We start from the raw sequence: 26,667 nt of genomic DNA on the forward strand, positions 1-26,667 counted from the left end.
TGAGGAGATTTCCATGACCCTGTACGACATCCCGCTGCGCACGCTCAACGGCGAGCCGACGTCCCTGGCCGACTACGAGGGCAAGGCCGTCCTGCTGGTGAACGTGGCCTCCAAGTGCGGTCTCACCCCGCAGTACGCAGGTCTGGAGCGGCTGCAGAAGCAGTTCGGCGAGCAGGGCTTCAGCGTCGTCGGCGTGCCGTGCAACCAGTTCGCGGGCCAGGAGCCGGGCAGCGCGGAGGAGATCGAGTCCTTCTGCTCGGCGACGTACGGTGTGACCTTCCCCATGCTGGAGAAGACGGATGTGAACGGGGCCGACCGGCACCCGCTCTTCGCGGAGCTGACGAAGGTCGCGGACGCGGAGGGCGAGGCCGGGGACATCCAGTGGAACTTCGAGAAGTTCCTGATCGGCAAGGACGGCCAGGTCGTGTCCCGCATCCGCCCGCGCACGGAGCCGGAGGACCCGGCGGTCATAGCCGCGATCGAGGCGCTGCTCTCCGCGTAACGACGACAAGCGCCGGACGGGCTCGGTCGAGCGCGTCCGGCGCTTGTCGATGGGGGCCCGGGGCCTGTCGTTTGGATCAGGCCTAGCGGATCGGCATGCCCGACAGGGTGCGGGCGATCACCAGGCGCTGGATCTCGCTGGTGCCCTCGAAGATCGTGTAGATCGCGGCGTCGCGGTGCATGCGCTCCACCGGGTATTCCCGGGTGAAGCCGTTGCCGCCGAGGATCTGGATGGCCTGGGCCGTGACCTTCTTCGCGGTCTCGGAGGCGAACAGCTTCGACATCGAGCCCTCGGCCGACTCGAAGGGTTTGCCCGCCGCCGCCATCCACGAGGCGCGCCACACCATGAGCCGCGCGGCGTCGATCTGGGTGCGCATGTCGGCCAGTTGGAAGGCGATGCCCTGGTTGTCGATGATCGGGCGGCCGAACTGGCTGCGGGTCATGGCGTAGTCGAGCGCGACCTCGTACGCGGCACGGGCAGTGCCGACCGCCATCGCGCCGACCGCCGGGCGGGACGCCTCGAAGGTGGCCATCGCCGCGTTCTTCACGCGCTCGCCGCCCTTCTTGACGCTCTCGCGCGCCCGGGCCAGACGCTCGTCCAGCTTCTCCTTGCCGCCGAGCAGGCAGTGGCCGGGGACACGGACGTCCTCCAGGACCACCTCGGCGGTGTGGCTGGCGCGGATGCCGTGCTTCTTGAACTTCTGGCCCTGCGAGAGACCGGGTGTCTGCGGCGGGACGATGAAGGAGGCGTGGCCCTTGGAACCGATCTCCGGGTCGACGACGGCGACGACGACATGGACGTTGGCGATGCCGCCGTTGGTGGCCCACGTCTTGGTGCCGTTGAGCACCCATTCGTCCGTGGCCTCGTCGTAGACGGCGCGGGTACGCATGGACCCGACATCGGAGCCCGCGTCGGGCTCGGAGGAGCAGAAGGCCGCGAGCTTCAGATCGTCGACGTCGCCGTACATCTGCGGGATCCAGGTGCCGATCTGCTCCTGGGTGCCGTTGGCGAGGACACCGACGGCCGCGAGTCCGGTGCCGACGATGGACAGACCGATGCCCGCGTCACCCCAGAAGAGCTCCTCCATCGCCACGGGGACGCCGAGGCCGGTGGGGTCGAAGAACTGCTGGGCGTAGAAGTCGAGGGAGTAGATTCCGACCTTGGCCGCCTCCTGGATCACCGGCCAGGGGGTCTCCTCACGCTCGTCCCATTCTGCGGCGGCCGGGCGCATCACGTCCTTGGCGAACCCGTTCAGCCAGTCGCGGACCTGCTTCTGGTCGTCGTTGAGCTCGAACGTGAACTCGGCCATGTTCCCCTCCAGTACTGCGGTGACGCTTTGCTTGTTACTTGCGGTAACTAGAGTCTGTTACCGGCAAGTAGCCCCTGTCAACCGGCGACGGGCCGATCCACTGGACGGTCAGGCATGGTGTTACGTTGCGCAGGCGCCGCGCAATCCCAGGCGTAGCGCAATCGCTCGGGCGGGGAGAAACACCTATGGAGACCACACAGCAGGCGGCGGGCCAGCAGCGGACTGCCGACCAGCGGCGACGGGAGCTGCTGGAGGCGGCCGACCGGGTGGTGCTCCGGGACGGGCCGCAGGCGTCGATGAACGCCATCGCCGCGGAGGCGGGCATCACCAAGCCCATCCTGTACCGGCACTTCGGCGACAAGGGCGGCCTGTACCGGGCCCTCGCCAAGCGCCACACCGACGCGCTGCTCGACGCGCTGCGGGCCGCTGTCGACGCCCCGGCCGACCGGCGCGAGCGGGTCGAAGCCACGCTCGACACGTATCTCGCGGCGATCGAGGCACGGCCGCAGGTCTACCGCTTCCTGATGCATCCGTCCGAGGACCAGCAGCCCGCGGACGCGGGTTCGGACGGCGCCTTCGACGTCGGCCGCCACTCGGCGCCGCTGCTGCGCCGGCTCGGCGAGGAGCTGGCGAAGGTCATTCACGACCGGGTCGACCTGGGTCCGGGCAGCGAACAGCTGGCCCGGGTGTGGGGCCACGGCATCGTCGGCATGATGTATGCGGCCGGGGACTGGTGGCTGGGTGAACGCCCCTGCTCCCGGGCGGAGTTGGTGCGCTGCCTGGCGGACCTGCTCTGGGGCCGGCTGGCGGCGGCGGCGGACCGCGCGGGGAGTCCGGGGTTCTGACTGGGCGCCTGTGGCGGGGCGTTTCCCCACCCCGCCCTCCCCCTACGGCCTGGCGGCCGTGGGAGGTACGCCCATCCCGAACTGGGGCTCCGCCCCAGACCCCGTACGCGCTTCGCGCGTGTCCTCAAACGCCGGACGGGCTGAATGTGCGGCCCAGCCGCACATTTCAGCCCCGTGGGGGTCCCCCCGGACGAAGTCTGGGGGAGTTTGAGGCGCAGGGTCTGGGGCGGAGCCCCAGTTACGGGATGGGGGTACCTCCCACGGCCGCCAGGCAAGAGGCGGGTGAGACAGCCCCGCGCAGCGGCACCTACCCCCACTTCGCCCGCCGCGCCGCCCGCAGCACCCTCGCCCGGCGCCACCCCGTCAACCGGTCCGTGTAGACCAGCCCCTCCAAGTGGTCGCACTCGTGCTGCAGGCACCGCGCAAAGAACCCGGTGCCGGCCACCCGCACCGGCTCCCCGTCCACCGTCACACCCTCCACCACCGCGTGGTCGAAGCGCTCCGTCCCGGCTTCGAGGCCGGGCAGCGAGAGACAGCCCTCCGGTCCGCGCACGGCGACCCCGTCCGCCTCCACCAGACGCGGGTTGACGATGTGTCCGAGATGGCGGACGTCCTCGTCGTCGGGGCAGTCGTAGACGAACACCCGCAGCGGGACGCCCACCTGGTTCGCCGCGAGGCCCACGCCCTGCGCCGCGTACATCGTCGCGAACATGTCCTCGACCAGCTGCTTCAGCGCGGGCGAGAAGTCGGTGACGGGCTCACAGGGGGCGTGCAGCTGCGGATCCCCGAGCAGGCTCATGGCCTTCACGAGTCCAGAACTGCCGGGGATGGGCCGGTTTCGCATGGCCGTAAGGGTACGGTCCTCGATGACCTCCACATTCTCCGGCGGTGCCGCCGTACGGGCGCCTGGCCGGACCTCGATAGGCTGGGCCGGACCGATGCAAGGAGGATCAAGGACGATGTCAGGCAACTCGGAGCCCCTGACGCCGCGCGCCAAGCTGGCCGTGACGGCAGGCAAGGCCGCTGCGGCGGTGTCGCGCGCCGCCGGACGCGGCAGCGGATCGGTGATCGGCGGCCGGGTCGCGCTCAAGCTCGACCCCGATCTGCTGGGGCGGCTGGCGCAGCACCTGGACGTTGTCCTCGTGTCGGCGACCAACGGCAAGACCACGACGACCCGGTTGATCGCCGAAGCACTGCGGGCCAGCGGACCGGTCGTCTCCAACGCGCTCGGCGCCAATATGCCCGCGGGCATCACCTCGGCGCTGGCCGGTGGCTCCGACGCCAAGTTCGGTGTGATCGAGGTCGACGAGAAGTACCTCGCGGGCGTGGCCCGTGATGTGACACCCAAGGCGATCGCACTGCTCAATCTGTCGCGCGACCAGCTGGACCGCGCCGCCGAGACCCGGATGCTGGCCGAGAAGTGGCGCGAGGGTCTGGCCGGTACGAAGGCCATGGTCATCGCCAACGCCGACGACCCACTGATCGTGTGGGCCGCCTCCTCCTCGCCCAACGTCGTGTGGGTGGCCGCCGGCCAGGAGTGGAAGGACGACGCCTGGTCGTGCCCGTCCTGCGGCGGTGTGATGCAGCGCCCGGGCGACGACTGGTTCTGCGGCGAGTGCGGCTTCCGCCGTCCCGCCCCCAGCTGGGTGCTCAGCGGAGACCATGTCCTCGACCCGCACGGCTCGGCCTGGCCGATCCACCTCCAGCTGCCCGGCCGCGCGAACAAGGCGAACGCCGCCACCTCGGCCGCGGTCGCCGCCTGCTTCGGCGTACCGCCGCAGGTCGCCCTGGAGCGCATGTACTCCGTGCAGGCCGTCGCAGGACGCTATGACGTCGTCTCCTTCCTCGGCCGCGATCTGCGTCTGCTGCTGGCGAAGAACCCGGCCGGCTGGCTCGAAACGTTTTCCCTGATCGACCCGCCGCCGACCCCGGTGATCCTCTCGGTCAACGCCCGCGGCGCCGACGGCACGGACACCTCCTGGCTCTGGGACGTCGACTACACCCGGCTCGCCGGTCACCCGATCTTCGTGATCGGCGACCGCCGGCTGGACCTGGCCGTACGGCTCGAAGTCGCGGGCCTGGACTTCCGGGTGTGCGAGAGCGTCGACGAGGCGGTGCAGCTCTCCCCGCCCGGGCGGATCGAGCTGATCGCCAACTACACCGCCTTCCAGGACGTGCGCCGCCGCGTCGGCAACTGACCCGCGGACCCCGAAAAGGACTTATGAGCATGAGCGACAACAGCCTGCGTCTGGTCTGGGTCTACCCGGACCTGCTCAGCACCTACGGCGACCAGGGCAACGCGCTGGTCGTCGAGCGCCGGGCCCGGCAGCGTGGCCTGGATGTGATGCGCGTCGACGTACGCAGCGACCAGCCCGTCCCCACCTCCGGCGACATCTATCTGATCGGCGGCGGCGAGGACCGGCCGCAGCGGCTCGCGGCCGAGCGGCTGCGCCGCGACGGCGGGCTGAGCCGGGCCGCGTCCAACGGCGCGATCATCTTCTCGGTCTGCGCGGGCTACCAGATCCTGGGCCACGAGTTCATCAACGACCTCGGCGAGCGCGAGGCGGGCCTGGGCCTGATCGATGTGATCTCCACGCGCGGCGAGGGCGGCCGGTGCGTCGGTGACGTACTGGCGGACATCGACCCGCAGTTGGGCCTGCCGCAGCTGACCGGCTTCGAGAACCACCAGGGCATCACGCACCTCGGCCCGTCGGCCCGCCCGTTCGCGCGCACCATCCTGGGCCGCGGCAACGGCACCGGCGACGGCACCGAGGGCGCGTACAACGAGACCGTCTTCGGCACGTACATGCACGGCCCCGTGATGGCGCGCAATCCGCAGATCGCGGATCTGCTGCTCAAGCTGGCCCTCGATGTGAACGCGCTGCCGCCGACGGACGACCGGTGGTACGAGGCGCTGCGCGCCGAGCGCATCGCCTCCGCGACCCAGCCCGCCTGACAGCAGCCCGCCCGACTGCCCGCCCGAGTGTCCGACTGACAGCCCGGCTGACAGAAAGCTGACGTCCATCAGTCGGACATCCGGTTCGGCCCCGTCACCCGGCGCCGGTAGGGTGGCGGGGATCCGACCGGACGACGTGGTCCGGGACTCTGCCCACGTTGTAAAGGTATTTCGGGCTATGCGCATTGGTGTGCTCACCTCCGGCGGCGACTGCCCCGGTCTGAACGCCGTCATCCGCTCCGTCGTACACCGCGCCGTCGTCGACCACGGCGACGAGGTCATCGGCTTCCACGACGGCTGGAAGGGCCTTCTGGAGTGCGACTACCGAAAGCTCGACCTTGACGCGGTCGGCGGCATTCTCGCTCGCGGCGGCACGATTCTCGGCTCCTCCCGCGTCCAGCCCGCGCATCTGCGCGACGGTGTGGAGCGGGCCAAGGGCCATGTCGCCGAGCTCGGTCTCGACGCGATCATCCCGATCGGCGGCGAAGGCACCCTCAAGGCCGCCAACCTCCTCTCCGAGGCCGGGCTGCCGATCGTGGGCGTCCCGAAGACGATCGACAACGACATCGCGTCGACCGATGTCACCTTCGGCTTCGACACCGCCGTCGGCGTCGCCACCGAGGCCCTCGACCGGCTGAAGACCACCGCCGAGTCGCACCAGCGGGTGCTGATCGTCGAGGTCATGGGCCGCCACACGGGCTGGATCGCACTCCACTCCGGCATGGCCGCGGGCGCGCACGCCATTGTGGTGCCCGAGCGTCCCTTCGACATCGATGAGCTGACCAAGCGGGTCGGCGAGCGCTTCTCGGCGGGCAAGAAGTTCGCGATCGTCGTGGTGGCGGAGGGCGCCAAGCCGCGCGAGGGCTCGATGAAGTTCAACGAGGGCGGCAAGGACATCTACGGGCACGAGCGCTTCGCAGGCGTGGCCCAGCAGCTCGCTGTCGAGCTGGAGCAGCGGCTCGGCAAGGAGGCTCGTGCGGTGATCCTCGGCCATGTCCAGCGCGGCGGAACCCCGACCGCGTACGACCGAGTGCTCGCCACGCGCTTCGGCTGGCATGCCGTGGAGGCCGCGCACCGCGGTGAGTTCGGCATGATGACGGCGCTGCGCGGCACGGACATCACGATGGTGCCGCTGGCCGAGGCCGTGGAGACGCTGAAGACCGTCCCGGCCGAGCGTTATGCCGAGGCGGAGTGCGTGCTCTGACTCGGTAGCAAACGACTGGAACCGCCCCCGGCCGCAGCAACGGCCGGGGGCGGTTCTAGTCTGGTCCGGACAACAAGCGCGAATCGGGAGCGAGCGGATGGATCACAGCGGGCACGGCATGACGATGGATCTGCCGCCGTTCACGCTGGGGCGGGGGCTCGAGTTCTCACCGGACCCGTTCTTTCTCGTCGGCTGTCTGCTGGCACTCGGCCTGTACGGCTGGGGCGTGCTGCGGCTGCGCAGGCGCGGGGACAGCTGGCCGGTCGGCCGGACCGTCTGCTTCACGGTCGGCGTGCTGAGCGTGGCCCTGGTGATGTGCACCAAGCTCAATGACTACGGCATGGTCATGTTCAGCGTGCACATGGTGCAGCACATGGTGATCAGCATGCTCTCCCCCATCGTGCTGCTGCTCGGGGCGCCGGTGACGCTGGCGCTGCGCGCGCTGCCGGTCGCCAGCCGTCGCGGCAGCAAGGGGCCGCGCGAGCTGCTGCTGGCCCTGCTGCACAGCCGCTACATGCGGATCGTCACGCACCCGGCCTTCACGATCCCGCTGTTCATCGCGAGCCTGTACGGGCTCTATTTCAGCCCCCTCTTCGACTTCCTGATGGAGTCCAGGCCGGGGCATGTGGCGATGATGGTGCACTTCCTCGCGGTCGGCCTCGTATTCTTCTGGCCGATCATGGGCATTGACCCGGGGCCGCACCGGCCGGGCTATGTGATCCGGATGCTGGAGCTCTTCGCGGGCATGCCGTTCCACGCGTTCTTCGGCATCGCCCTGATGATGGCGACCGAGCCGATGATCAGCGCGTACAGGAATCCGCCGGCCTCGCTCGGCATCGACGCGCTCACCGACCAGAACGCGGCAGGCGGTATCGCCTGGGCCTTCAGCGAGATCCCGTCCGTGCTGGTGCTGATCGCGCTGGTCTTCCAGTGGTACGGCTCCGAACAACGCCAGGCCAAGCGCATGGACCGGGCCGCGGACCGGGACGGCGACAAGGATCTCGCGGCGTACAACGCGTATCTCGCCTCGCTCCAGGCACGCGGACGGTAACCGGGCAGTAGCGCGAGGCCCACTTCACGGGTGACCATGAGGTCGACGGCCGCAGCCGTCGGAGGAGGGCGCGCATGTCCGGATCCACGAAGGCGATGGGAGTGCTCACCGTCGGGACCCTGGTGGTCGTGACGGCGTACACAGCGGCACTCGGAAGCAATGGCTGGCTCTGGTTCGGCTGGGTGGTGCTCGGCCTGGTGACGATCGGAGTGATCGCTTCGCGCGGCAACTGACGGGGAGCACCGGGGACGGAGCCGCTCAGAAGCGGTGGACGTCCCCGGTCGCCGCGTCGAATTCGCAGCCGTTGGCGAAGGTCTTGTGCCAGGCAGTGGGGCGGCCGCGCCAGGTGCCGGTGCGTGCTGGGGCGTGTTTGAGAAGTAGCGCCGTCCGCCCGAAGGGCGGGCCCCGCGGCGTCTGGTGCGTGCAATCGCAAGGCGGTGGGGGCACCCCCGGACGAAGTCTGGGGGAGATCGCCCTCGTACTGGACGTACTTGGGCGACTCCGACAACACCGCGAGTGCGCATGCCAGGCGTCGCGGGGTGGGGGTACCTCCCAGGCGTCTGGGGGAGCGACTTCTCAAACACGCCCCAGGCGCCGCGCGGCCGGACCGCGCGTACGGGCGGTGCGAATCGCCCGTACGGCTCCCGCGCGTGGCCCCTGCCGTCATCCGACCCCGGCGGGCGCGACGGCGCGGTCCGGCTCGCGGACCTTCGCCGGCACCGCGGGCACCTCGTCCTCGGGGAACGCCAGGCTCCTCGGCAGCGGCTTGAACTCGCGGACGGGCGGCATCGAGACCGGCGCGGTACGAAGGACACGCTGGACTTCCTTGACACGACGGCTGAACCAGATCACCTTGCCGGTGGCTGTGCCGCACGTGCCCCAGCTGTCGCTGAGCACGGCGACCGTGGCCAGTCCGCCCTTCTTGGGGGAGGAACTGGTCACCCGCGGCATCCTGCGGTCCTTGTCCGCGACGGATGCGATCAGATGCCTGCCCGTCCAGCGCAGCTCCACCACGCAGGTCTTGTCGCCCTTCACATGGTGGACGACGTTGCCGACGAGTTCGTCGACCGCGCGGCATACCGGTGCAATGTGGTCCTCGAGACTCCAGTACCGAAGATGCGCTGCGAGAATGCGCCGGATCTGGGGAATCCGTTCTGTCGATGCCTGCACTTCCAAGGTGTAGCGGCAGGCGGCCGTGACATGCATGACCGTTACTCCTCACCGCGACCTGGTCAGCTCTTCGGCTAGGGACCCCCGAGTGCGAAGAGTGAGCAAGTGTCGCTTCTGGGTCACCAACAAGATTGACCTCGGGTGGCCGAGACCGCAACACATCGCCCATGCGGAGCAAGCGACAGCGGTGGGCGTCCAGTCGTCACCATTCCGGCCCCGGACGCTTACGCCCGGTAAGACGTGCACCTAGACTGACCCCCCGGCGTGCCCGATGACCTGGCACAACGCAGCCCTGAAGCCGATCCGGACCAAGTGAGGAGCACCCTCAATTGTTCTATTACGTGCTCAAATACGTCATTCTGGGGCCGCTGTTGCGGTTGCTGTTCCGGCCCAGGATCGAGGGACTCGAGCACATCCCCGCAGAGGGCGCGGCCATCGTCGCGGGCAATCACCTGTCGTTCTCGGACCACTTCCTGATGCCCGCGATCATCAAGCGGCGCATCACCTTCCTCGCGAAGGCGGAGTACTTCACCGGGCCGGGCCTGAAGGGCCGGCTGACCGCCGCCTTCTTCCACAGCGCCGGGCAGATCCCGGTCGACCGCTCCGGCAAGGAGGCGGGCCAGGCGGCGATCCGTGAGGGGCTCGGGGTGCTGAGCAAGGGCGAGCTGCTGGGGATCTACCCCGAGGGCACGCGTTCGCACGACGGCAGGCTCTACAAGGGCAAGGTCGGCGTCGCCGTGATGGCACTGCGGGCCGGGGTACCGGTCGTGCCGTGCGCCATGGTGGGCACCTTCGAGATCCAGCCGCCCGGGCAGGTCCTGCCGAAGATCAAGCGGGTCACCGTGCGGTTCGGGGAGCCACTGGAGTTCTCCCGGTACGCGGGCATGGAGAACGAGAAGGCCGCCATCCGCGCGATCACCGACGAGATCATGTACGCGATCCTCGAACTGTCCGGCCAGGAGTACGTGGACCGCTACGCGGCCGAGGTCAAGGCGGAGCTGGAGCCGGTGAAGAAGTTCCCGCGGCGAAGAAGCTGAGAGCGGATCCGCGCTCGGTGAACCGCTCTGGGCCCGGTGTCCGCCCCGCGCCTAGGGCCTGTCGTTTGGATCAGGCCGGATCAGTGAGCGGCCCGCCGCGGAGCGGCTGATGTCACTGTGGTGCGTGCGATCGCAAGGCGGAGGAAGGAGCCGACGCGGAGCGTCGGCGACTGACGCAACGCAGCATGGGGGCACCTCCCGTGCCCGAAGGGCTACGGGGGAGTGCGTGCCAGGGGCACGCGAACCCGGCAAGATCCGAACGACAGGCCCTAGCGTGCCTCGTATGACCAAGGGAAGCGCAGTTGTACTGGGAGCGACAGGACAGGTGGGGCGGGCCGCGGTGCGCGCCCTCGCCGCGGACGGCTGGGAGGTACGGGCGCTCTCGCGCGGCGGCGGCCGGGACGGGAGCTGGCCGGAGGGGGTGCGCGCGGTGCGCGCCGACCGGGAGGACGACGCGGCGCTGGCCGCGGCGCTCGGCGACGGCTGCGACGTGCTGGTGGACATGGTCGCCTACGGGAGCGGCCACGGACGGCAGTTGAAGGGTTTCGCGGACCGGATCGGTTCGGCGGTCGTGATCTCCAGTGGCGCGGTGTACGCGGACGACGAGGGACGCAGCTTCGACACCCAGGGCGAGCCGGGCGGCTTTCCCCGCTACCCGGTGCCGATCCCGGAGACCCAGCCCATCGTCCCGGCCGGGGAAGCGAGTTACAGCACCCGCAAGGTGGCCCTGGAGCAGGAGCTGCTGGCGGCGGGCGCGGCTCTGCCGACGACGCTGCTGCGCGCGGGCGCGATCCATGGACCGTACTGCCGCACCCCGCGTGAGCTGTACTTCGTGAAGCGGGCACTGGACGGCCGCCCGGTACGGGTGCTGGCGTACGGCGGCCGCAGCCGGTTCCATCCGGTGCATGTCGCCAATCTCGCCGAGCTGATCCGGCTCGCGGCCCGGACGCCGGGCTCGCGGGTGCTCAACGCCGGTGATCCCGAGTCGCCGACGGTCGCCGAGATCGGCGCGGCCATCGACCGGGTGCTCGGCCACCGGAGCGAGAGCGTACTGCTGGAGGGCGGCCCGCCCAGCGACTCCGTCGGCAAGACGCCCTGGACGGCAGAGCATTCGGTCGTGTACGACATGGCGGCAGCCGAACTCGAGCTGGGCTACCGGGCCGTGACGAGCTACGAAGACTCCCTGCCCGCGACCGTCGAGTGGCTCGCCGGGCAGCTGAGCGGCAGGGAATGGACGGACGCCTTCCCGAAGATGGCCGCGCAGTACGCTCCGCACGGCGACCTCTTCGCGTATGCGGAGGAGGACGCGTGGCTGGGGGAACACGGCCGGGGAGCGAACTGATCGCGTAGCACCACGCCTTGGGCAGGTCGATCGAAAGGAGGGGCGGCCGGAACCGGCCGCCCCTCCTCCGTATCGGCTGTGACCTACGGCTTCGGCGTGGCGTGCGGGGTGCACGTCACGTCGCTGCTGTCCAGCGTGCCGCTGACCAGGTAGGCGTCCACCCGCTGGTTGATGCACGGGTTGACCAGACCGGTCACACCGTGCGAACCGGCGTCCTTCTCGATGATCAGACGCGAGCCCTTGAGCCGCTTGTGCAGCTCGACGGCGCCCTCGAAGGGAGTGGCGGCGTCACGGGTCGACTGCACGATGAGCACCGGCGGCAGACCCTTGCCCGTCTTCACGTGCAGCGGGTTCTGCTGCTTGGACGACCACGTGGCGCACGGAAGGTTCATCCAGGCGTTGGCCCACGTCATGAACGGGTAGTCCTTGTGGAGCCGGGTGTTGTCCCGGTCCCACTTCTTCCAGCTGGTCGGCCACTTGGCGTCCGCGCACTCGACGGCCGTGTAGACGGCGTTGCCGTTCTCCGAGGCGATGTTGCCCTTGGTGTCGGACAGGTCGGGCGCCGCGGCGTCGACCAGTGCCTGGGTGTCACCCGCGAGGTACTTGCTCCAGGTCTGGGTGACGGGCACCCAGGAGGAGTCGTAGTACGGCGCGCTCTGGAAGAAGCTGATGAGCTCCGCCGGTCCGACGACCCCGCCGAGGGGGCTCTTCTTGGCGGTGGCCCGCAGCTTCAGCCACTGCTGCTCGACCTTCTCGGGGGTGTCCCCGATGTGGAAGGTCGCGTCATTCTTGGCGACCCAGGCCTTCCAGTCGTTCCAGCGCATCTGGAAGGCGACGTCCTGGTCGAGGTTGGCCTCGTACCAGATCTTCTCCCGCGAGGGGTTGACGACGCTGTCGACGATCATCCGGCGCACATGGCCCGGGAAGAGCGTCGCGTAGACCGCGCCGATGTAGGTGCCGTAGGAGACGCCCAGGAAGTTGAGCTTCTTCTCACCGAGGGCGGCCCGGACAACGTCCAGGTCGCGCGCGGTGTTCGGCGTGGTCATGTGCGGCAGCATCCAGCCGCTGCGCTCGGCGCACCCGTCCGCGTACTCAGCGGCAAGCTTGCGCTGGGCGCGCTTGTCGGCCTCGCTGTCGGGCACCGGGTCGGCCTTCGGCGCCTTCACGAACTCCTGCGGGTCGACGCAGGAGATGGGGGCCGAGTGGCCCACACCCCGAGGGTCGAAGCCGACGAAGTCGTACGCCTTGGACGCGTTGACCCAGAGCGGGTTCTTGTTGGTGACCCGGGTCGGGAAGCGCATGCCCGAGCCGCCGGGGCCGCCCGGGTTGTAGATCAGGGCTCCCTGGCGCTCGGCCTTGGTGCCGGTGTTGCCTATTCGGTCGACGGCAATCTTGATCTGCTTGCCGTTGGGGCGTGCGTAGTCGAGCGGCACGCTCACCCATCCGCACTGGATGGGTTTGGCAAATCCCCAGTCCGCCGGGCAGTCCGCCCAGTCGATCCCCTTCTTCGCAGCCCGCTCCGCGGCGACCTGAACACCACGTGCCTCGGACCAACCGCTGTGACTGCCGGTGGCGTTGGCTGCCGGAGCGGTGATCGCGCCCGTGATGAGGGTGCCCGCGATCAGAGTGCCGGCCGAGCCGAGCACTGCTGTGCGTCTCACGTAGAACTCCCCCTTCTGTTGTCGAGTTCTCCGGGGGATCCTTTCGTCTGTGGGGCTGCCGGGAACAGGTCGTACTGGTGTTTCTTTACCGAACCAATACCGGTAAGTAGTGTCCCGTTCAGCGGTACAGCGAAATCACCTGGTTCGCCCTACTCGGGCAGCACCGTGCTCAGCACTTCGTCGAGTACGGACCGGAGTTGGCGGGCGTCCGGCGCGACGGCCGTGACCAGGTAGGCCGGACCGGCAAGCGGTGTGAGCACCGCGCTCTCGCCCAACAGCCGCCGCTGGGCGGGCTTCTCATCGAACTCGGGGTCCACGACGAGGAGTTGGCCCACGGCGCGGTGTCCCGCCAGGACCGCGCCACCGTCCCAGCCACCAGGCGCGCCGGGACCGTAGGCCAATTCCTGGTCCAGCAGCGGACGTCCGGCGCGGTGGACGGTGAGGCGGGTCGCGAGGGTGCCGGGCTCTTCGCCGTGGCGGCCGAGGATCTGTTCCTCGCGCAGCACCAGCCGTGCGCTCGCCGCCAGTTCGACGCGCGTACGCATCCGCAGATCGCTGCCGGACGCGGAGATGAGCTGCTCCGGCAGCCAGCGCAGTTCGGCGTCCTCGCCGACCGTCAACGACACGTCGTAGTGGGCCTGTTCGGGGGTGCGGCCGGGCAGGGCGATGGTCGCGGCGGCGGAGTCGACGCGGAGCCGTGCCCCGTCGGCCGCCTCCGCCTCGACGGCCAGCCGGTCGCCGCCGAGCGGTGCGCTCATCGCGCCGACGACGGTGACACGGATATAGGGGCCGGCGGCGCGCGTGCGGCGCAGGGCGAGCGGTCCGTCGCTCGTCAGTACCGGCAGGCCGTCGCGGGTGGCGACGATGCGGGCCGTGGCCTCGATGCTCATGCGTTCCAGGCGGCCAGCTGGGCGCGCACCCAGTCGGCGACCGGGCGCACGCCGTCCTCGCCCCTCAGCGAGGTGAAGGCGACGGGGAGTTCACCGCGCTGTTCCTTGGCGTCGCGTGCCATCCGGCCGAGGTCGGAGCCGACATGGGGCGCGAGGTCGGTCTTGTTGACGACGAGCAGATCGGCGGTGGTGACACCGGGGCCGCCCTTGCGCGGGATGTCGTCGCCGCCCGCGACGTCGATGACGAAGATCTGTGCGTCGACGAGGCCCTTGGAGAAGGTCGCGGTGAGATTGTCGCCGCCGGACTCGACCAGGATCAGATCGAGCGGACCGACGCTCTCCTCCAGGTCTTCGACGGCTTCGAGGTTGGCGGAGATGTCGTCGCGGATCGCGGTGTGCGGGCAGGCTCCGGTCTCGACTGCCTGAATGCGCTCGGGCGGCAGTACGGCGTTGCGGAGCAGGAATTCGGCGTCTTCGCGGGTGTAGATGTCGTTGGTGACGACGGCGATGGACAGCTGGTCGCGCAGGGCTCCGCAGAGTGCGGCGACGGTTGCGGTCTTGCCGGAGCCGACGGGGCCGCCGAGGCCGATGCGCAGTGCGCGCCGGGTGCCGTCGGGGCGTACGGCGTCGGCGCTGACGGCCCCCGGGCCGGAGTGCGAGTGGTCGAGATGCATGGTGCGGCTCCTTGATGTCTTACGAGGCGAAGAGGCGTACGGGCCAGGCGGCGTGCGCCTCCGCCGTGATGTCGAGCATCGGGGCGGACGCGGCGGGCAGCGCGTCGACACCCTCGCGCGCCGCGCGTGCGGCCTGTGCGGCGACTTCGTCCATGGCGGGCGCGAGGCGGGCGAGGACGGCGGTGGCCTCGAAGGGGTCCAGGCTGAGGAGGCGTACCGCTGCGGTGGCCGGTCCGCCGACCGACTCGTACACGGCGCAGTGCGCGGCGTCCTCGGGGCCGAGTCCGGCGGAGCGTGCGGCGAGCCCGAGGACGATCGGCTGGTGGGTGCCGCGCGGGAACGCCGCGGCGAGCGCGTCCAGTTCGGGACTCGGCCAGGTGGAGCGGGCGGCGCGCATCATCTGGCGGCCGAGCTTGCGAGCGGTGGCCCGCAGGGCGGGTGAGGGGGTACGGGCGTCGGCGGCGGCATCGAGCGCGAGGGGGTCGAGGCCGAGGGCGGCCGCGGCGGCGAGCCCCGCCGAGGTGAGACCGGTGGTGTGCAGCCGTCCCCGGCAGAAGGCCTCCAGGTCCCGGGCACCGCGGATGCGGCCCGCCTTGACGGCCGGTTCGGCCCCGCCGGAGTGGGCGTGCCCACCGGCGGGGAACCGGCCGTCGGCGAGAACGAGCAGCGCGGCGCGGGCCGCGGGCGCGGCCGGACCGCCGATCGGACCTGGGTCCGGGACGGCAGCGCGGCCGTCGGCCGTGTTCGTGGCGCCGGGTCCTGCGAAGGCCCGCACGCGGGAGTGATCGTCCATGGTCAGAACAGGAAGTAGCGCTGGGCCATGGGCAACTCCGCCGCTGGGGCCGGTTCGACCGGCTCGCCGTCGATCGTCACCGTGAACGTGTCGGCGTCGACCTCGACGCGCGGGAGCGCGTCGTTCTCCCGCATATCGGCCTTGGTGACCCGGCGCGTGCTGGTGATCGGCACGAATTTCTTGCCCAGGCCGAGGCGTTCGGGCAGATCGTCCTCGATCGCCGCCCGGGAGACGAAGTTGAACGAGTTCGCCGCGGGCGCCTTGCCGAGAGCGCCGAACATCGGCCGCGGCATGACCGGCTGGGGGGTGGGGATGGAGGCGTTCGCGTCGCCCATCTGTGCGTACGCGATCTGGCCGCCCTTGATGACCAGCTGCGGCTTGACGCCGAAGAAGGCCGGATCCCAGAGCACCAGGTCCGCGAGCTTGCCGGTCTCGACCGAGCCGATCTCGTGGTCGAGGCCCTGCGCGACAGCGGGGTTGATCGTGTATTTGGCGACATAGCGACGTGCCCGGTGGTTGTCGGCGCGGCCGTCTCCGGGCAGTGCTCCCCGCCGCTTCTTCATCACATGGGCCGTCTGCCAGGTACGCATGATCACCTCGCCGACGCGCCCCATGGCCTGGGCGTCGGAGGAGATGATCGAGATGGCGCCGAGGTCGTGCAGGATGTCCTCGGCCGCGATCGTGGAGGGCCGGATCCGGGACTCCGCGAAGGCGAGGTCCTCGGGCACGGCCGGGTTGAGGTGGTGGCAGACCATCAGCATGTCGAGGTGTTCCTCGATGGTGTTGACGGTGTGCGGCCGGGTCGGGTTGGTGGAGCTGGGCAGGATGTGCGGCTCGCCGACGACCGTGATGATGTCCGGTGCGTGCCCGCCCCCGGCGCCCTCGGTGTGGTACGCGTGGATGGTGCGGCCCGCGATCGCGGCGAGGGTGTCCTGGACGAAGCCCGCCTCGTTCAGGGTGTCCGTGTGGATGGCGAGCTGGGCGCCTGTGTCCTCGCACACGCTCAAGCAGGCGTCGGTGACGGCGGGGGTCGCCCCCCAGTCCTCATGGATCTTGAACCCGAGCGCCCCGCCGCGCAGTTGGGAGTGCATGGCCTCGCGGGACATCGTGTTGCCCTTGCCGAGCAGGCCGATGTTCACGGGGAAGGAGTCCATCGCCTCGAACATCCGGGCAAGGTGCCAGGGCCCGGGGGTGATGGTGGTGGCCTTGGTGCCCTCGGCCGGTCCCGTGCCGCCGCCGACGAGCGTGGTGACGCCGGTCGCGAGGGCCTGGTCGATGATGGTCGGCGAGATGAAGTGGACGTGCGCGTCGATGGCGCCCGCGGTCACGATCCTGCCGTTGCCCGCGATGATCTCGGTCTCGGGCCCGATGACGAGATCGGGGTGCACGCCGTCCATGGTGTCGGGGTTGCCGGCCTTGCCGATGCCGGTGATGCGCCCGTCGCGGATGCCGATGTCGGCCTTGACGATGCCCCAGTGGTCGATGACGACCGCTCCGGTGATGACGGTGTCGGGTGCGCCTTCGGCACGTGTCGTACGGGACTGGCCCATCGACTCGCGGATCACCTTGCCGCCGCCGAACACGGCCTCGTCGCCCGCGAGTCCGGGCCCGCCGCAACGGTCCTGCTCGATCTCCACGAGAAGGTCGGTGTCGGCGAGCCGGATCCGGTCGCCGGTGGTGGGGCCGAAGAGATCGGCGTAGACGGCGCGATTCAGCTCAGGCATCGAGAGCGCCTCCGACCTCGCCGCGCAGGCCCGCGATGACGCGTCGGCCGGCGAAGGGGACGAGTTCGACATCGACGGGGATGCCGGGCTCGAAGCGCACGGCGGTGCCCGCGGCAATGTTCAGCCGCAGGCCGCGCGCGGCGGCACGGTCGAACTCCAGGCCGGGGTTGGCCTCGGCGAAGTGGTAGTGGGAGCCGACCTGGACGGGCCGGTCGGCGGCGTTGACGACGGGGAGGCGGGTGACCTCACGGCCCTGGTTGAGGGACACGCGGCCCTCGGCGAGCAGGATCTCTCCGGGAATCATCGGCGGCCTTCCCTTCAGACGATCGGGTCGTGGACGGTGACGAGCTTGGTGCCGTCCGGGAAGGTCGCCTCGACCTGAACGTCATGGATCATCTCGGGGATGCCCTCCATGACATCGGCGCGGGTGAGGACCTTGCGGCCCGAGGCCATGAGTTCGGCGACGGTGCGGCCGTCCCTGGCGCCTTCGAGGATGTGCGAAGTGATCAGGGCGACCGATTCGGGGTGATTGAGCCGCACCCCGCGCGCTCGGCGCTTCTCCGCCACGTCGGCGGCCACATGGATGAGCAGTCGTTCCTGCTCGTGCGGGGAGAGTTGCACGCGTCCACCTCACAGTCGTCCGGCCCGCCCGGGTGCAGCGCGAAGCCGACCCACGTCAACACTCTGTTGACCAAAGCGCGGGTGTCTCACGGCGAGCGGTTGAACGTTAGGCGGAGAGTTTTTCCGGCGCGTTAACTGATCTCGGTCTCACGCCGGGACGCACACGGACACGTAGGGACATCAGCGCCTGCGCAGAGGCGATGAGCCCCGCTGCGGTAGTGCTCACCTGCTGGGCTTTCACCCGGCCCATTGGCCCGTAAGGACGAGGACCGAGGTCGTATACGGGCGGGGGCAGTCCGGGGGCGCGCGGCCCTTCTGTGCGCCGGCTCGTGGTCAGCGGCGCTCGTCGGGGCGCCGGTGCTCGGCCGCGAGACCGAAGCGCCCCCGTTCGCCGGTAGCGGATGCGGCCGAGCCGAGCGACGAGACCGAGCTGATCACCTGCTCCTCAGCGGCCTCCTGATCCCGCTCAAGTCGTTGCAGGTCAGCGGCGGACACCAGCGCCACGAGCGGCTTTCCGTGGCGGGTCACGACGACGCGCTCCCCGCCGTAGACGACGCGGTTGATCAGTTCGGCGAGCTCTGCGCGGGCTTGCGTCACCGGAATCTCGTAGGCCATGCTCCCCATCATAACGGCCTGTACATCCTGTACATTTTTTACAGATGGGCCGTGCGAGAGGAGACGTACGTCATGAACCGACCCGCCGCCCGCTACGTCCTGCCCCATTTCACCGAGCGCACCAGCACGGGCAACCGCACTCTCGATCCGTACTCGAAGCTGCTCGACGAGCGGATCATCTTCCTCGGCACCGCCGTCGACGACACCGCCGCCAACGATGTGATCGCGCAGTTCCTGCACCTCGAGTACGCGGCACCGGACCGCGACATCTCCCTCTACATCAACTCCCCCGGCGGCTCGCTCAGCGCCATGTCCGCGATCTACGACACGATGCAGGTCATCACGTGCGATGTGGAGACGACCTGCCTGGGGCAGGCCGCCTCCACCGCCGCGCTGCTGCTCTGCGCCGGAGCCCCCGGCAAGCGGATGGCACTGCCCGGCGCCCGGATCGTCCTTCAGCAGCCCGCGTTCGAGGAGCCGTTGCAGGGCCAGCCATCCGATCTGGAGATCCAGGCGCAGGAGTTGCTGCGGCTGCGGACCCAACTCGCCGGAATGCTCGTACGCCACACCGGCCAGACCTCCGAGCGGATCGACGCCGATCTGGAGCGCGACAAGATCTTCGATGCCGAGGACGCCAGGGCATACGGACTGGTGGACCATGTGATCAAGAACCGCAAGACTTCGCTCTCCGCCGCCGGTTCGAGGTGAGCGCCGGATGCTGCCACCCGAACAGCCGCCACTGCCCGCGCTGACCCGCGCCGAATGCGAGTTCGTCGACAGCTATCTCGAAGTCCTCGACCTGCTGGGGCGGATCAACCCGGCCCGTGGCACGCACACCTATGGCGCACTCCGCGCGGCACAGGCGCTGGTCGGACGGGCCGAGGCGCTCAAGGACGCCCTGACGCTGATGCATATGCGCGGCGAGAGCGAAGTGCATGCGGCGACGCTCGCAGAAGCACTCAGAGTGCTCGACGGCGAGCGGCGGGCGCGCCGGCTGACGATGCCGCCCGCGGCCATGAGTTGACGAAGCAGCGGCTTCCGTACGCCATCAGGGTACCGGGGTGCATCCCCCATTCGATGGACTCGACGACCCTTCAGCGACTACGGACAACTTGCGCGCCATGACTACCGATCTGGCGGAATGACTTGTTCCGGTGCTGGTGCGAGACTCCTCAACTGTCACGTACCCGTCCGCAAATCCGTTCTGTCCACCCGAACAGGTCAGGGGTGGCGAAGCTCACAAACGGCCGTTTCAACTCGGAAATTCGGCACAGAGTGGGTCAAGATCCCTGGGACGACAAGCCCCCGCCACCTCGGCGGGGCGGTCCGGGCGGACGCCGAGTCCTGCCGCCGCACCGGATGTCTGGTCGACAGGAGTGCATCGGCAGGAGTGGAGGACCCAAGCAGAACGGGACAGCCGGACGGCCCGGCGGTCCTCGGGGTGAAGCCGCATCCGCGGCCGGGCATCTTCGTCCGTCCGAACCCGACAGGTCATCCTTCACAGGCGGCTGACGAAGGGTTGCGCATGACTGCGCAGATTCATGTCCCGTACTTGATGACCAGGGCGGGCGCCGTGTCGGCCCTGACCCTCGCCGCCGTCGGCGGCTCGCTGCTGGCACCTGGCGCCGTTCCCGAGGCCTACGCGGCAGCGACCCACGCGAAAACGGCACTCAAGGTGGCCGCCTCGAAGAAAGGGGCGCCCTACAGGTTCGGCGCCGCGGGTCCCTCCCGGTTCGACTGCTCAGGGCTGACGCTCTACTCGTACAAGAAGGCCGGCAAAAAGCTCCCGCGTACCGCCCAGCAGCAGTTCAACAGGACCCGTCATGTCCCGGCCTCCTCCCGGCAGAAGGGAGACCTGGTGTTCTTCCACTACGGCAGCCGGGTCTACCACGTCGGCATCTACGCCGGCCGCGGCAAGATCTGGCACTCGCCGAAGACCGGCTCCTGGGTGAAGCTGGAGAAGATCTGGACCAAGAAAGTCTGGTACGGCCGGGTGCGCTGACGGCGGTGGCTCATCGCGCGCCGATCGCCGCGTTTCGCCGCGGCGATCGGTGCGCGGGATCCCTCCGGCGCGCCGGTTCATTGCGCCAGCGGCTCGGCAAGCAGGGTCACTCCGAGAGCCGTGAGCGCTCCGCCGGTGACGCCTTCGACGGCCCGCGTGGTGCGCGGCCTGCGCAGCCACGTCCCGAGACGGTCCACGAGCAGGGCCACCGCCGGGAACCAGACCAGAGCCAGTGCGACCACGATCGTCGCGAGCAGCAGAGTGCGCGGCAGGACCGCTGCACCGTCCGGGACGAACTGCGGGAGCAGGCTGAGGAAGAGGACGGGAGCCTTCGGGTTGAGGACGTTAGTGAGGAAGCCCTGGCGCAGGCTGCGGCCGATGCCCTGCGTGGCCGGGCCCTGCGGATCCTCCACCGCGAGAGCCGGGCGCAGGGCGGAGCGTACGGCCCGTACGCCCAGGTAGAGCACATAGGCACCGCCCAGAATCTGCAGCGTGCGGAACAGCACCGGCACGGCGACCAGGACGGCCGCGAGTCCGGCGACAGCCAGCGCGGTGTGCACGAGCAGTCCCCCGGCGACGCCGACAGCGCAGGCCACGCCCGCGCGCCGGGAGGCGAGCGCATTGCGCACGACGACGGTGAAGTCCGCGCCCGGCATGGCCACCATGCCCGCGGCGACCCCGATGAAGGCGACCAGTTGTGCGTCCATGGCCACCATCGTGGACCGGCCATGGCCTTAACGTGTACTTGTAATCTTCTGGGTCTGCCTAAAGAAATGCTTAAGGGAAGTGGCATGTACGACCCGACACGGCTGGCGGCGCTCGTGGCGGTCGCCGAGGCCGGTTCGATCACCCGGGCCGCCGCCCGTCTGGGCTACACCGCGCCCGCGCTCTCCCAGCAGCTGGCCAAGCTGGAGCGCGAGGCGGGGGCGGCCCTGCTGGTGCGGAGCCATCGCGGGGCGCGGCTGACCGCCGCGGGCGAGCTGCTGGCGGCGCGGGCCCGCCGGGTGCTGGACGAGATGGACCGGGCGCGGCACGAGCTGGCGCGGCTGTCCGGGCTGTCCGGCGGGCGGCTGCGGGTGGGGACCTTCACCACGGTGGGCGTCCATCTGCTGCCGCCGGTGCTGAGCTCGTTCCGCCGGGCGCATCCGGACGTGGAACTGACCGTCGCCGAGTACGAGCCGCCCGGCGGGGTCCTGGCGGTGGCGGCCGGCGAGGTGGATCTTGCGCTGACGCACACGTACGAACCGGCCGAACCGGCGCCGCCGCCCGCGGGTGTGGTCCTGGAACCCCTGCTGGTGGAGGAGTTGGTCCTGGTGACGGCGCCCGGCCATGCGCTCGCGGGTGGCTCGGGGCGGCTGCCGGTGGCCGCTCTCGCCGGACAGCCGCTGATCAGCAGCGCGCCCTCGCATCCGCCGCGCAAGGGGGTCGAGACGGCGCTCGCCCGGGCCGGGGCGACGCCTGCGGTGGTGTGCGAGTCGCCGGGCTACGCGCTGGTGTGCGCACTGGTCAGCGCGGGGATCGGGGTCGCGGTGGTGCCGGAGATGGTCGCGGCGATGTCGGCGACGCCGCTCGGCGTACGGCAGTTGGACCCGGCGGACTTCCGGCGGACGATCTCGGTGGCGCACCGGGGCGAGGAGTCGGGACCGGCGGCGGAGTCTCTTCGGGCGCTGCTACGGGGCGCGTTCGGCCGCGCGTGAAGTGCAGGGCGGACAGGGGCAGGTGCCGTCGGGCCGAGGCCTTCCGGGCGACGTCAGTTCTGGACGGGGGCCGTCCACGGGAGGGCGATCCAGACCGTTTTGCCGCCTTCCGGGGTCGGTGTGACCGAGAGCTGTCCGCCGTACTCCGCGGTGAGGCTGCGAATGATGACCATGCCGCGGCCGTTGTCCTGCCGGACCGCGGCAGGCAGCCGCTGGGGCCAGCGGGGATGACTGTCGGTGACGCCGATGCGCAGTTCCTCGTCTCGCTCGAGACGCAGGTCCACGGTGAATGTCGGCGACTGGCCGAAGGTGTGCTGAACGGCGTTCGTGGCGAGTTCGGAGACGATCAGCCGGACGGTGTCGACGGCTTCGGTCTCGACGGGCAGACCCCACTCGGAGACAACACGTGCGGCGTATCTCCGGGCGGCGGAGACCGAGGCGGGATCGCTCGGCAGGGTTACGGAGGCTTCCTGATGGTCTGCCATGGCGAGCTGTCCCTTTCCCACCGTGGCCGCAGTCCGACTCGTAGCGGAATTGCAAGGACGGCCACGGATTGTGCTTCGCGCCAGAGTGCCACCTCACGTGCTTCCCCAGGTGGCGATCCACCAAGATATGCGTATACCTGTCGCTCAAAGCGGTGAACTCTGCTACGCGAGACCGTATTTGGGCGCACAATCGCCTGTTGACCGCTGCCGGAGGCCGCGACGCCGTCAACCGGCCGGCGCGACCTCGATGATGGTCTTCGTGGCCTGCTCGATCTGCTGATCCGTCAGGTCTGCGCGCGCCGTGAGCCGGAGCCTGGAGATACCGTCCGGCACCGACGGAGGGCGGAAGCAGCCGACCACAAGCCCAGCGGCGCGGCAGTCCGCGGCCCAGCGCAGCGCCGCCTCGGGCGACGGAGCCTGTACGGAGACCACGGCGGCGTCGGGGCGTGCGGCGGTGAGTCCCGCGTCCGTGAGCCGCCGGTGCAGCATCGCGGCGACAGTGCGGGCCCGGTCCGCCAGAGCCGGTTCGCGGCGCAGCAGCCGCAGGCTCGCCAGGGCCGCTCCCGCTGCCGCGGGAGCCAGGCCGGTGTCGAAGATGAACGTACGGGCCGCGTTGACCAGGTGGTCGATCACCCGGGCCGGGCCAAGGACCGCTCCGCCCTGGCTGCCCAGGGACTTGGAGAGCGTGAGGGTTGCGACGACGCCGTCGGCGCCCGCGATGCCGGCGGCGTTCAGGGCACCCCGGCCGCCTTCGCCCAGTACGCCGAGCCCGTGCGCGTCGTCGACGAGCAGGGCAGCTCCGTACTCACCGCAGGCCTCCGCCAGGCCCGCCAGCGGTGCCGCGTCGCCGTCCACCGAGAAGACCGAGTCGCTGACCACGAGTGCCCGCTGCCCCGGGTGCGCCTCCAGCGTCTTGCGTACGGCGTCGACGTCCGCGTGCGGGACGACCGCGGTCTCCGCCCGGGAGAGCCGGCAGCCGTCGACGATCGAGGCGTGGTTGCCCGCGTCGGAGACGATCAGCGAGCCGAGGCCGCTCAGCGCGGTCACCCCGGCGAGGTTCGCGGCATAGCCGGAAGAGAACACCAGAGCCGCCTCGAAGCCGCAGAAGGCGGCCAGCTCCCGCTCAAGATCGGCGTGGAGGGCGGTACTGCCCGTGACGAGCCGGGAGCCGGTGGCCCCCGCGCCCCAGCGGCCGGCCGCCTCGGCCGCGGCGCCGGTGATCTCCGGGTGGCGGGTGAGGCCCAGATAGTCGTTGCTGGCGAGATCCAGCAGCTCGGACTCGGCGGTGCGCGGCCGGAGCGTACGGACGAGACCTGCGCGCTCGCGGCGGCGCGACTCGTCGTCGATCCAGGCGAAAGGATCCTGGTGCATGGTGGTCCGGTCCTTTTGTAGGCAGCGCACAGACCCTAACCGGGGTCGCTGGAGGAGCGGATGTGGCCATGCACACACCTCAAACATGCTCTGTTGTGGAGTTCCTCCTTGGCCCTGGCGCATGCCGTACGTAAGGATCAGCGCCATGGACCTGCTGACCACGCTGGTGGACAAGGGGCTGCGGCGCGAGCTGCCGACCCGTGAAGAAGCGCTCGCCGTGCTGGCGACCTCCGACGACGATGTGCTCGAAGTGGTGGCCGCGGCCGGCAAGGTGCGCCGCCAGTGGTTCGGGCGACGGGTGAAGCTGAACTATCTCGTCAACCTGAAGTCCGGGCTCTGCCCCGAGGACTGCTCGTACTGCTCGCAGCGGCTCGGCTCCAAGGCCGAGATTCTCAAGTACACCTGGCTGAAGCCGGACGAGGCCTCGCAGGCGGCGGCCGCCGGTGTCGCGGGTGGCGCCAAGCGGGTCTGCCTGGTGGCCAGCGGTCGCGGTCCGACGGACCGGGACGTGGAACGCGTCGGCAAGACCATCGAGGCGATCAAGGACCAGAACGAGGGCGTCGAGGTCTGCGCCTGCCTCGGGCTGCTTTCGGACGGCCAGGCGGAGCGGCTGCGGGACGCGGGCGCCGACGCGTACAACCACAACCTGAACACGTCCGAGGCTACGTACGGGGAGATCACCAAGACCCACACGTACGCCGATCGCGTGGACACCGTGCAGAAGGCGCACGCCGCGGGGCTCTCCGCCTGCTCCGGGCTGATCGCGGGCATGGGCGAGAGCGACGAGGACCTGGTCGATGTCGTCTTCTCGCTGCGCGAGCTCGACCCGGACTCGGTGCCGGTCAACTTCCTGATCCCCTTCGAGGGCACCCCGCTGGCGAAGGAGTGGAACCTCACCCCTCAGCGCTGCCTGCGGATTCTCGCCATGGTGCGGTTCGTCTGCCCCGACGTGGAGGTACGGATCGCGGGCGGCCGCGAGGTGCATCTGCGCTCGATGCAGCCGCTCGCGCTGAACCTGGCCAACTCGATCTTCCTCGGCGACTACCTGACCAGCGAGGGCCAGGCGGGCAAGGACGACCTCGACATGATCGCGGACGCGGGCTTCGAGGTGGAGGGCACGGACACGACGACGCTGCCGGAGCACCGTGCGGACGCCTTGGCCGGTGGCGGCTGCGGTTCGCACTCCGGCTCCGGGGGCTGCGGACCGTGCGGTGACGGCGAGCCCGCCGCGGCCGAGGCGCCCGTCGCCGAGGTACCCGCGGCGCGCACGGATCTGGTGGCCGTACGCCGCCGTGGAACGGGCACGGATCTCGCGCCCAATGCCTGAGTCCGTGTACAGCCCCGGCGAGCTGCTCGACCTGGACCGGGCACACGTCTGGCATCCGTACGGCCCGATGCCGGGCCGCACGGACCCGCTGATCGTGGAGTCCGCGTCCGGAGTACGGCTGCGGCTCGCCGAACCGGTCCACGGACAGCGCGAGTTGATCGACGGCATGTCGTCCTGGTGGTCGGCGATCCACGGCTACAACCACCCGGTCCTCAACGAGGCCGCGCACGAGCAGCTGGGGCGGATGAGCCATGTGATGTTCGGCGGGCTCACCCACGAGCCCGCCGTCCGGCTGGCCGCAAAGCTGGTCGAGATCACGCCCGAGCCGCTGCAGCACGTCTTCCTGTGCGACTCGGGCTCGGTTTCGGTCGAGGTCGCGGTGAAGATGTGCCTGCAGTACTGGCGCTCGGTGGGGCGGCCGCAGAAGCAGCGGCTGCTGACCTGGCGCGGCGGGTACCACGGGGACACCTGGCAGCCGATGTCGGTGTGCGACCCCGAGGGCGGGATGCACGAGCTGTGGTCGGGGGTGCTGCCGCGGCAGATCTTCGTGGGTGCGCCGCCGATGGAGTTCGAGGAGTCGTACGCGCAGGAGCTGCGCGAGGCCGTCGCGCGGCACGCGGACGAGCTGGCCGCGGTGATCGTGGAGCCGGTGGTGCAGGGTGCGGGCGGGATGCGGTTCCACTCGCCCTCGTATCTGCGGGTGCTGCGGGAGGCGTGCGACGAGCACGGGGTGCTGCTGGTCTTCGACGAGATCGCGACGGGATTCGGCCGTACGGGCAGTCTGTTCGCTGCCGAGCAGGCCGGGGTCTCGCCCGATGTGATGTGCCTGGGCAAGGCGCTGACCGGCGGCTACCTGTCGATGGCGGCGACGCTGTGTACGACACGGGTGGCCGAGGGCATCTCGCGCGGCAAGGTGCCCGTGCTGGCACACGGCCCGACGTTCATGGGGAATCCACTGGCGTCGGCGGTGGCGTGCGCCTCGATCGATCTGCTGCTCGCGCAGGACTGGCAGCAGGAAGTCAAACGCCTGGAGGCGGGCCTGCGGGACGGCCTCGCGGCGGCGGCCGGGCTGCCCGGTGTACGGGATGTCCGCGTGCTGGGCGGGATCGGCGTCGTGCAGCTGGACCACGAGGTGAACATGGCGGCGGCGACGGAGGCGGCGGTGCGGCAGGGGGTGTGGATGAGACCGTTCCGGGACCTCATCTACACGATGCCGCCCTATGTGACGGGCGACGAGGATCTCGGGCGCGTGTGCGGCGCGGTCATCGCGGCGGCGGCCGCGGGCTGAGGCTGACGCCTGTGCCCCGGGCACGCCGGGGTTCGCTTCGGCGTCCGAACCGCACCGTCGGCGTACGGTCTTCGCGACGCGCACCGTGGGCGGGGCGCCGCAA

At 70.2% G+C, this 26,667-nt stretch carries 29 protein-coding genes and 1 riboswitch; of the genes, 15 read left to right on the forward strand and 14 right to left on the reverse strand.

Going from position 1 to position 26,667, the window contains the following annotated elements:
* Positions 1–13 precede the first annotated feature (13 nt).
* On the forward strand, positions 14–502 hold the full coding sequence (locus OOK40_RS31090; RefSeq protein ID WP_266488195.1) for a glutathione peroxidase: 489 nt from the start codon (positions 14–16) through the stop codon (positions 500–502).
* Positions 503–584: 82 nt separating this feature from the next.
* Here the strand turns inward: OOK40_RS31090 and OOK40_RS31095 are convergent, their stop codons facing one another.
* Positions 585–1,811 (reverse strand): acyl-CoA dehydrogenase family protein, encoded by a 1,227-nt coding sequence (locus OOK40_RS31095; RefSeq protein ID WP_266488196.1) that lies wholly within the window; start codon positions 1,809–1,811, stop codon positions 585–587.
* Positions 1,812–1,996: 185 nt separating this feature from the next.
* Between OOK40_RS31095 and OOK40_RS31100 the strand changes: the two genes are divergently transcribed.
* Entirely contained in the window at positions 1,997–2,656 is a 660-nt protein-coding gene (locus OOK40_RS31100) for a TetR family transcriptional regulator (RefSeq protein ID WP_266488198.1), read from the forward strand.
* A gap of 307 nt (positions 2,657–2,963) precedes the next feature.
* Here OOK40_RS31100 and def read toward each other — a convergent pair whose 3' ends face one another.
* The gene (gene def, locus OOK40_RS31105; RefSeq protein ID WP_266488200.1) at positions 2,964–3,500 is read right to left on the reverse strand and encodes a peptide deformylase; all 537 of its coding nucleotides are present in this window, start codon (positions 3,498–3,500) and stop codon (positions 2,964–2,966) included.
* A 115-nt stretch (positions 3,501–3,615) separates the two neighbouring features.
* Between def and OOK40_RS31110 the strand changes: the two genes are divergently transcribed.
* From OOK40_RS31110 to OOK40_RS31130, 5 genes are all read left to right on the forward strand, one after another.
* Complete coding sequence (locus OOK40_RS31110; RefSeq protein WP_266488203.1) at positions 3,616–4,854, forward strand: MurT ligase domain-containing protein; 1,239 nt, start codon at positions 3,616–3,618, stop codon at positions 4,852–4,854.
* Positions 4,855–4,883: 29 nt separating this feature from the next.
* Positions 4,884–5,612 carry a type 1 glutamine amidotransferase gene (locus tag OOK40_RS31115; protein ID WP_266488205.1) on the forward strand — a complete coding sequence of 243 codons (729 nt, stop codon included), beginning with the start codon at positions 4,884–4,886 and terminating at the stop codon, positions 5,610–5,612.
* A gap of 178 nt (positions 5,613–5,790) precedes the next feature.
* Entirely contained in the window at positions 5,791–6,816 is a 1,026-nt protein-coding gene (locus tag OOK40_RS31120; RefSeq protein WP_266488207.1) for a 6-phosphofructokinase, read from the forward strand.
* A gap of 97 nt (positions 6,817–6,913) precedes the next feature.
* On the forward strand, positions 6,914–7,867 hold the full coding sequence (locus OOK40_RS31125) for a cytochrome c oxidase assembly protein (RefSeq protein ID WP_266488209.1): 954 nt from the start codon (positions 6,914–6,916) through the stop codon (positions 7,865–7,867).
* A gap of 74 nt (positions 7,868–7,941) precedes the next feature.
* On the forward strand, positions 7,942–8,100 hold the full coding sequence (locus OOK40_RS31130; RefSeq protein ID WP_266488210.1) for a hypothetical protein: 159 nt from the start codon (positions 7,942–7,944) through the stop codon (positions 8,098–8,100).
* Positions 8,101–8,530: 430 nt separating this feature from the next.
* On the opposite strand, the gene OOK40_RS31135 is transcribed toward OOK40_RS31130, so the two are convergent.
* The gene (locus tag OOK40_RS31135) at positions 8,531–9,073 is read right to left on the reverse strand and encodes an ATP-binding protein (RefSeq protein ID WP_266488211.1); all 543 of its coding nucleotides are present in this window, start codon (positions 9,071–9,073) and stop codon (positions 8,531–8,533) included.
* 293 nt (positions 9,074–9,366) lie between these two features.
* On the opposite strand from OOK40_RS31135, the gene OOK40_RS31140 reads away from it, so the two are divergent.
* Both OOK40_RS31140 and OOK40_RS31145 read left to right on the forward strand, forming a co-directional pair.
* Entirely contained in the window at positions 9,367–10,074 is a 708-nt protein-coding gene (locus tag OOK40_RS31140; protein WP_266488213.1) for a 1-acyl-sn-glycerol-3-phosphate acyltransferase, read from the forward strand.
* 283 nt (positions 10,075–10,357) lie between these two features.
* Positions 10,358–11,416 carry an NAD(P)-dependent oxidoreductase gene (locus OOK40_RS31145; protein WP_266488214.1) on the forward strand — a complete coding sequence of 353 codons (1,059 nt, stop codon included), beginning with the start codon at positions 10,358–10,360 and terminating at the stop codon, positions 11,414–11,416.
* A gap of 83 nt (positions 11,417–11,499) precedes the next feature.
* On the opposite strand, the gene OOK40_RS31150 is transcribed toward OOK40_RS31145, so the two are convergent.
* From OOK40_RS31150 to OOK40_RS31185, 8 genes are all read right to left on the reverse strand, one after another.
* Complete coding sequence (locus OOK40_RS31150; RefSeq protein ID WP_266488217.1) at positions 11,500–13,077, reverse strand: alpha/beta hydrolase; 1,578 nt, start codon at positions 13,075–13,077, stop codon at positions 11,500–11,502.
* A 149-nt stretch (positions 13,078–13,226) separates the two neighbouring features.
* Complete coding sequence (locus OOK40_RS31155) at positions 13,227–13,967, reverse strand: urease accessory protein UreD (RefSeq protein ID WP_266488220.1); 741 nt, start codon at positions 13,965–13,967, stop codon at positions 13,227–13,229.
* Positions 13,964–14,641 (reverse strand): urease accessory protein UreG, encoded by a 678-nt coding sequence (gene ureG, locus OOK40_RS31160; protein ID WP_266488222.1) that lies wholly within the window; start codon positions 14,639–14,641, stop codon positions 13,964–13,966. Before ureG ends, OOK40_RS31155 begins: the two co-directional genes overlap by 4 nt.
* Before the next feature lie 19 nt (positions 14,642–14,660).
* Entirely contained in the window at positions 14,661–15,434 is a 774-nt protein-coding gene (locus tag OOK40_RS31165; RefSeq protein ID WP_266488223.1) for an urease accessory protein UreF, read from the reverse strand.
* Positions 15,435–15,436: 2 nt separating this feature from the next.
* On the reverse strand, positions 15,437–17,158 hold the full coding sequence (locus tag OOK40_RS31170) for an urease subunit alpha (protein ID WP_266488225.1): 1,722 nt from the start codon (positions 17,156–17,158) through the stop codon (positions 15,437–15,439).
* Entirely contained in the window at positions 17,151–17,462 is a 312-nt protein-coding gene (locus OOK40_RS31175; protein WP_266488227.1) for an urease subunit beta, read from the reverse strand. The genes OOK40_RS31170 and OOK40_RS31175 overlap by 8 nt, the downstream gene beginning before the upstream one ends.
* Positions 17,463–17,476: 14 nt before the next feature.
* Positions 17,477–17,779 (reverse strand): urease subunit gamma, encoded by a 303-nt coding sequence (locus OOK40_RS31180; protein WP_266488229.1) that lies wholly within the window; start codon positions 17,777–17,779, stop codon positions 17,477–17,479.
* A 333-nt stretch (positions 17,780–18,112) separates the two neighbouring features.
* Complete coding sequence (locus OOK40_RS31185) at positions 18,113–18,394, reverse strand: type II toxin-antitoxin system Phd/YefM family antitoxin (RefSeq protein ID WP_266488231.1); 282 nt, start codon at positions 18,392–18,394, stop codon at positions 18,113–18,115.
* Positions 18,395–18,466: 72 nt separating this feature from the next.
* Here OOK40_RS31185 and OOK40_RS31190 point away from each other — a divergent pair, with 72 nt between their 5' ends.
* From OOK40_RS31190 to OOK40_RS31200, 3 genes are all read left to right on the forward strand, one after another.
* Positions 18,467–19,102, forward strand: coding sequence for an ATP-dependent Clp protease proteolytic subunit (locus OOK40_RS31190; RefSeq protein WP_266488233.1), 636 nt, complete (start codon positions 18,467–18,469; stop codon positions 19,100–19,102).
* Between the two features lie 7 nt (positions 19,103–19,109).
* A complete protein-coding gene (locus OOK40_RS31195) occupies positions 19,110–19,418 on the forward strand; it encodes a hypothetical protein (protein WP_266488236.1) in 309 nt (102 codons plus the stop codon).
* A gap of 314 nt (positions 19,419–19,732) precedes the next feature.
* Positions 19,733–19,916, forward strand: a riboswitch (cyclic di-AMP (ydaO/yuaA leader).
* Positions 19,917–19,919: 3 nt separating this feature from the next.
* Complete coding sequence (locus tag OOK40_RS31200; protein WP_266488238.1) at positions 19,920–20,396, forward strand: C40 family peptidase; 477 nt, start codon at positions 19,920–19,922, stop codon at positions 20,394–20,396.
* Between the two features lie 77 nt (positions 20,397–20,473).
* Here OOK40_RS31200 and OOK40_RS31205 read toward each other — a convergent pair whose 3' ends face one another.
* Complete coding sequence (locus OOK40_RS31205) at positions 20,474–21,103, reverse strand: LysE family translocator (RefSeq protein ID WP_266488240.1); 630 nt, start codon at positions 21,101–21,103, stop codon at positions 20,474–20,476.
* A gap of 84 nt (positions 21,104–21,187) precedes the next feature.
* On the opposite strand from OOK40_RS31205, the gene OOK40_RS31210 reads away from it, so the two are divergent.
* Positions 21,188–22,093, forward strand: a complete 906-nt coding sequence (locus OOK40_RS31210) for a LysR family transcriptional regulator (protein ID WP_266488245.1) — start codon at positions 21,188–21,190, stop codon at positions 22,091–22,093.
* 53 nt (positions 22,094–22,146) lie between these two features.
* On the opposite strand, the gene OOK40_RS31215 is transcribed toward OOK40_RS31210, so the two are convergent.
* Entirely contained in the window at positions 22,147–22,578 is a 432-nt protein-coding gene (locus OOK40_RS31215) for an ATP-binding protein (protein ID WP_266488247.1), read from the reverse strand.
* A gap of 225 nt (positions 22,579–22,803) precedes the next feature.
* Positions 22,804–23,949 carry an 8-amino-7-oxononanoate synthase gene (locus OOK40_RS31220; protein WP_266488249.1) on the reverse strand — a complete coding sequence of 382 codons (1,146 nt, stop codon included), beginning with the start codon at positions 23,947–23,949 and terminating at the stop codon, positions 22,804–22,806.
* 145 nt (positions 23,950–24,094) lie between these two features.
* On the opposite strand from OOK40_RS31220, the gene bioB reads away from it, so the two are divergent.
* Positions 24,095–25,276: a biotin synthase BioB gene (bioB, locus tag OOK40_RS31225; protein WP_266488250.1), complete on the forward strand. Its 1,182-nt coding sequence runs from the start codon at positions 24,095–24,097 to the stop codon at positions 25,274–25,276.
* Positions 25,269–26,564, forward strand: a complete 1,296-nt coding sequence (locus tag OOK40_RS31230) for an adenosylmethionine--8-amino-7-oxononanoate transaminase (protein WP_266488252.1) — start codon at positions 25,269–25,271, stop codon at positions 26,562–26,564. Before bioB ends, OOK40_RS31230 begins: the two co-directional genes overlap by 8 nt.
* Positions 26,565–26,667: the final 103 nt, after the last annotated feature.

Origin of the sequence: Streptomyces sp. NBC_01481 (genome assembly GCF_026339995.1) — a bacterium.
In the GTDB taxonomy this organism is placed as follows: Bacteria; Actinomycetota; Actinomycetes; order Streptomycetales; family Streptomycetaceae; genus Streptomyces.

What these genes read in the sequence shown, in the direction of transcription:
- OOK40_RS31170 (WP_266488225.1), bottom strand. Translation starts at nt 17,158, where the DNA reads ATGCCTGAGCTGAATCGCGCCGTCTACGCCGATCTCTTCGGCCCCACC.
- OOK40_RS31130 (WP_266488210.1), top strand. Translation starts at nt 7,942, where the DNA reads ATGTCCGGATCCACGAAGGCGATGGGAGTGCTCACCGTCGGGACCCTG.
- OOK40_RS31200 (WP_266488238.1), top strand. Translation starts at nt 19,920, where the DNA reads ATGACTGCGCAGATTCATGTCCCGTACTTGATGACCAGGGCGGGCGCC.
- OOK40_RS31230 (WP_266488252.1), top strand. Translation starts at nt 25,269, where the DNA reads ATGCCTGAGTCCGTGTACAGCCCCGGCGAGCTGCTCGACCTGGACCGG.
- OOK40_RS31190 (WP_266488233.1), top strand. Translation starts at nt 18,467, where the DNA reads ATGAACCGACCCGCCGCCCGCTACGTCCTGCCCCATTTCACCGAGCGC.
- OOK40_RS31215 (WP_266488247.1), bottom strand. Translation starts at nt 22,578, where the DNA reads ATGGCAGACCATCAGGAAGCCTCCGTAACCCTGCCGAGCGATCCCGCC.
- bioB (WP_266488250.1), top strand. Translation starts at nt 24,095, where the DNA reads ATGGACCTGCTGACCACGCTGGTGGACAAGGGGCTGCGGCGCGAGCTG.
- OOK40_RS31195 (WP_266488236.1), top strand. Translation starts at nt 19,110, where the DNA reads ATGCTGCCACCCGAACAGCCGCCACTGCCCGCGCTGACCCGCGCCGAA.
- OOK40_RS31095 (WP_266488196.1), bottom strand. Translation starts at nt 1,811, where the DNA reads ATGGCCGAGTTCACGTTCGAGCTCAACGACGACCAGAAGCAGGTCCGC.
- OOK40_RS31110 (WP_266488203.1), top strand. Translation starts at nt 3,616, where the DNA reads ATGTCAGGCAACTCGGAGCCCCTGACGCCGCGCGCCAAGCTGGCCGTG.
- OOK40_RS31100 (WP_266488198.1), top strand. Translation starts at nt 1,997, where the DNA reads ATGGAGACCACACAGCAGGCGGCGGGCCAGCAGCGGACTGCCGACCAG.
- OOK40_RS31135 (WP_266488211.1), bottom strand. Translation starts at nt 9,073, where the DNA reads ATGCATGTCACGGCCGCCTGCCGCTACACCTTGGAAGTGCAGGCATCG.
- OOK40_RS31165 (WP_266488223.1), bottom strand. Translation starts at nt 15,434, where the DNA reads ATGGACGATCACTCCCGCGTGCGGGCCTTCGCAGGACCCGGCGCCACG.
- ureG (WP_266488222.1), bottom strand. Translation starts at nt 14,641, where the DNA reads ATGCATCTCGACCACTCGCACTCCGGCCCGGGGGCCGTCAGCGCCGAC.
- OOK40_RS31155 (WP_266488220.1), bottom strand. Translation starts at nt 13,967, where the DNA reads ATGAGCATCGAGGCCACGGCCCGCATCGTCGCCACCCGCGACGGCCTG.
- OOK40_RS31210 (WP_266488245.1), top strand. Translation starts at nt 21,188, where the DNA reads ATGTACGACCCGACACGGCTGGCGGCGCTCGTGGCGGTCGCCGAGGCC.
- OOK40_RS31205 (WP_266488240.1), bottom strand. Translation starts at nt 21,103, where the DNA reads ATGGACGCACAACTGGTCGCCTTCATCGGGGTCGCCGCGGGCATGGTG.
- OOK40_RS31145 (WP_266488214.1), top strand. Translation starts at nt 10,358, where the DNA reads ATGACCAAGGGAAGCGCAGTTGTACTGGGAGCGACAGGACAGGTGGGG.
- OOK40_RS31090 (WP_266488195.1), top strand. Translation starts at nt 14, where the DNA reads ATGACCCTGTACGACATCCCGCTGCGCACGCTCAACGGCGAGCCGACG.
- OOK40_RS31120 (WP_266488207.1), top strand. Translation starts at nt 5,791, where the DNA reads ATGCGCATTGGTGTGCTCACCTCCGGCGGCGACTGCCCCGGTCTGAAC.
- OOK40_RS31220 (WP_266488249.1), bottom strand. Translation starts at nt 23,949, where the DNA reads ATGCACCAGGATCCTTTCGCCTGGATCGACGACGAGTCGCGCCGCCGC.
- def (WP_266488200.1), bottom strand. Translation starts at nt 3,500, where the DNA reads ATGCGAAACCGGCCCATCCCCGGCAGTTCTGGACTCGTGAAGGCCATG.
- OOK40_RS31115 (WP_266488205.1), top strand. Translation starts at nt 4,884, where the DNA reads ATGAGCGACAACAGCCTGCGTCTGGTCTGGGTCTACCCGGACCTGCTC.
- OOK40_RS31175 (WP_266488227.1), bottom strand. Translation starts at nt 17,462, where the DNA reads ATGATTCCCGGAGAGATCCTGCTCGCCGAGGGCCGCGTGTCCCTCAAC.
- OOK40_RS31185 (WP_266488231.1), bottom strand. Translation starts at nt 18,394, where the DNA reads ATGGCCTACGAGATTCCGGTGACGCAAGCCCGCGCAGAGCTCGCCGAA.
- OOK40_RS31125 (WP_266488209.1), top strand. Translation starts at nt 6,914, where the DNA reads ATGGATCACAGCGGGCACGGCATGACGATGGATCTGCCGCCGTTCACG.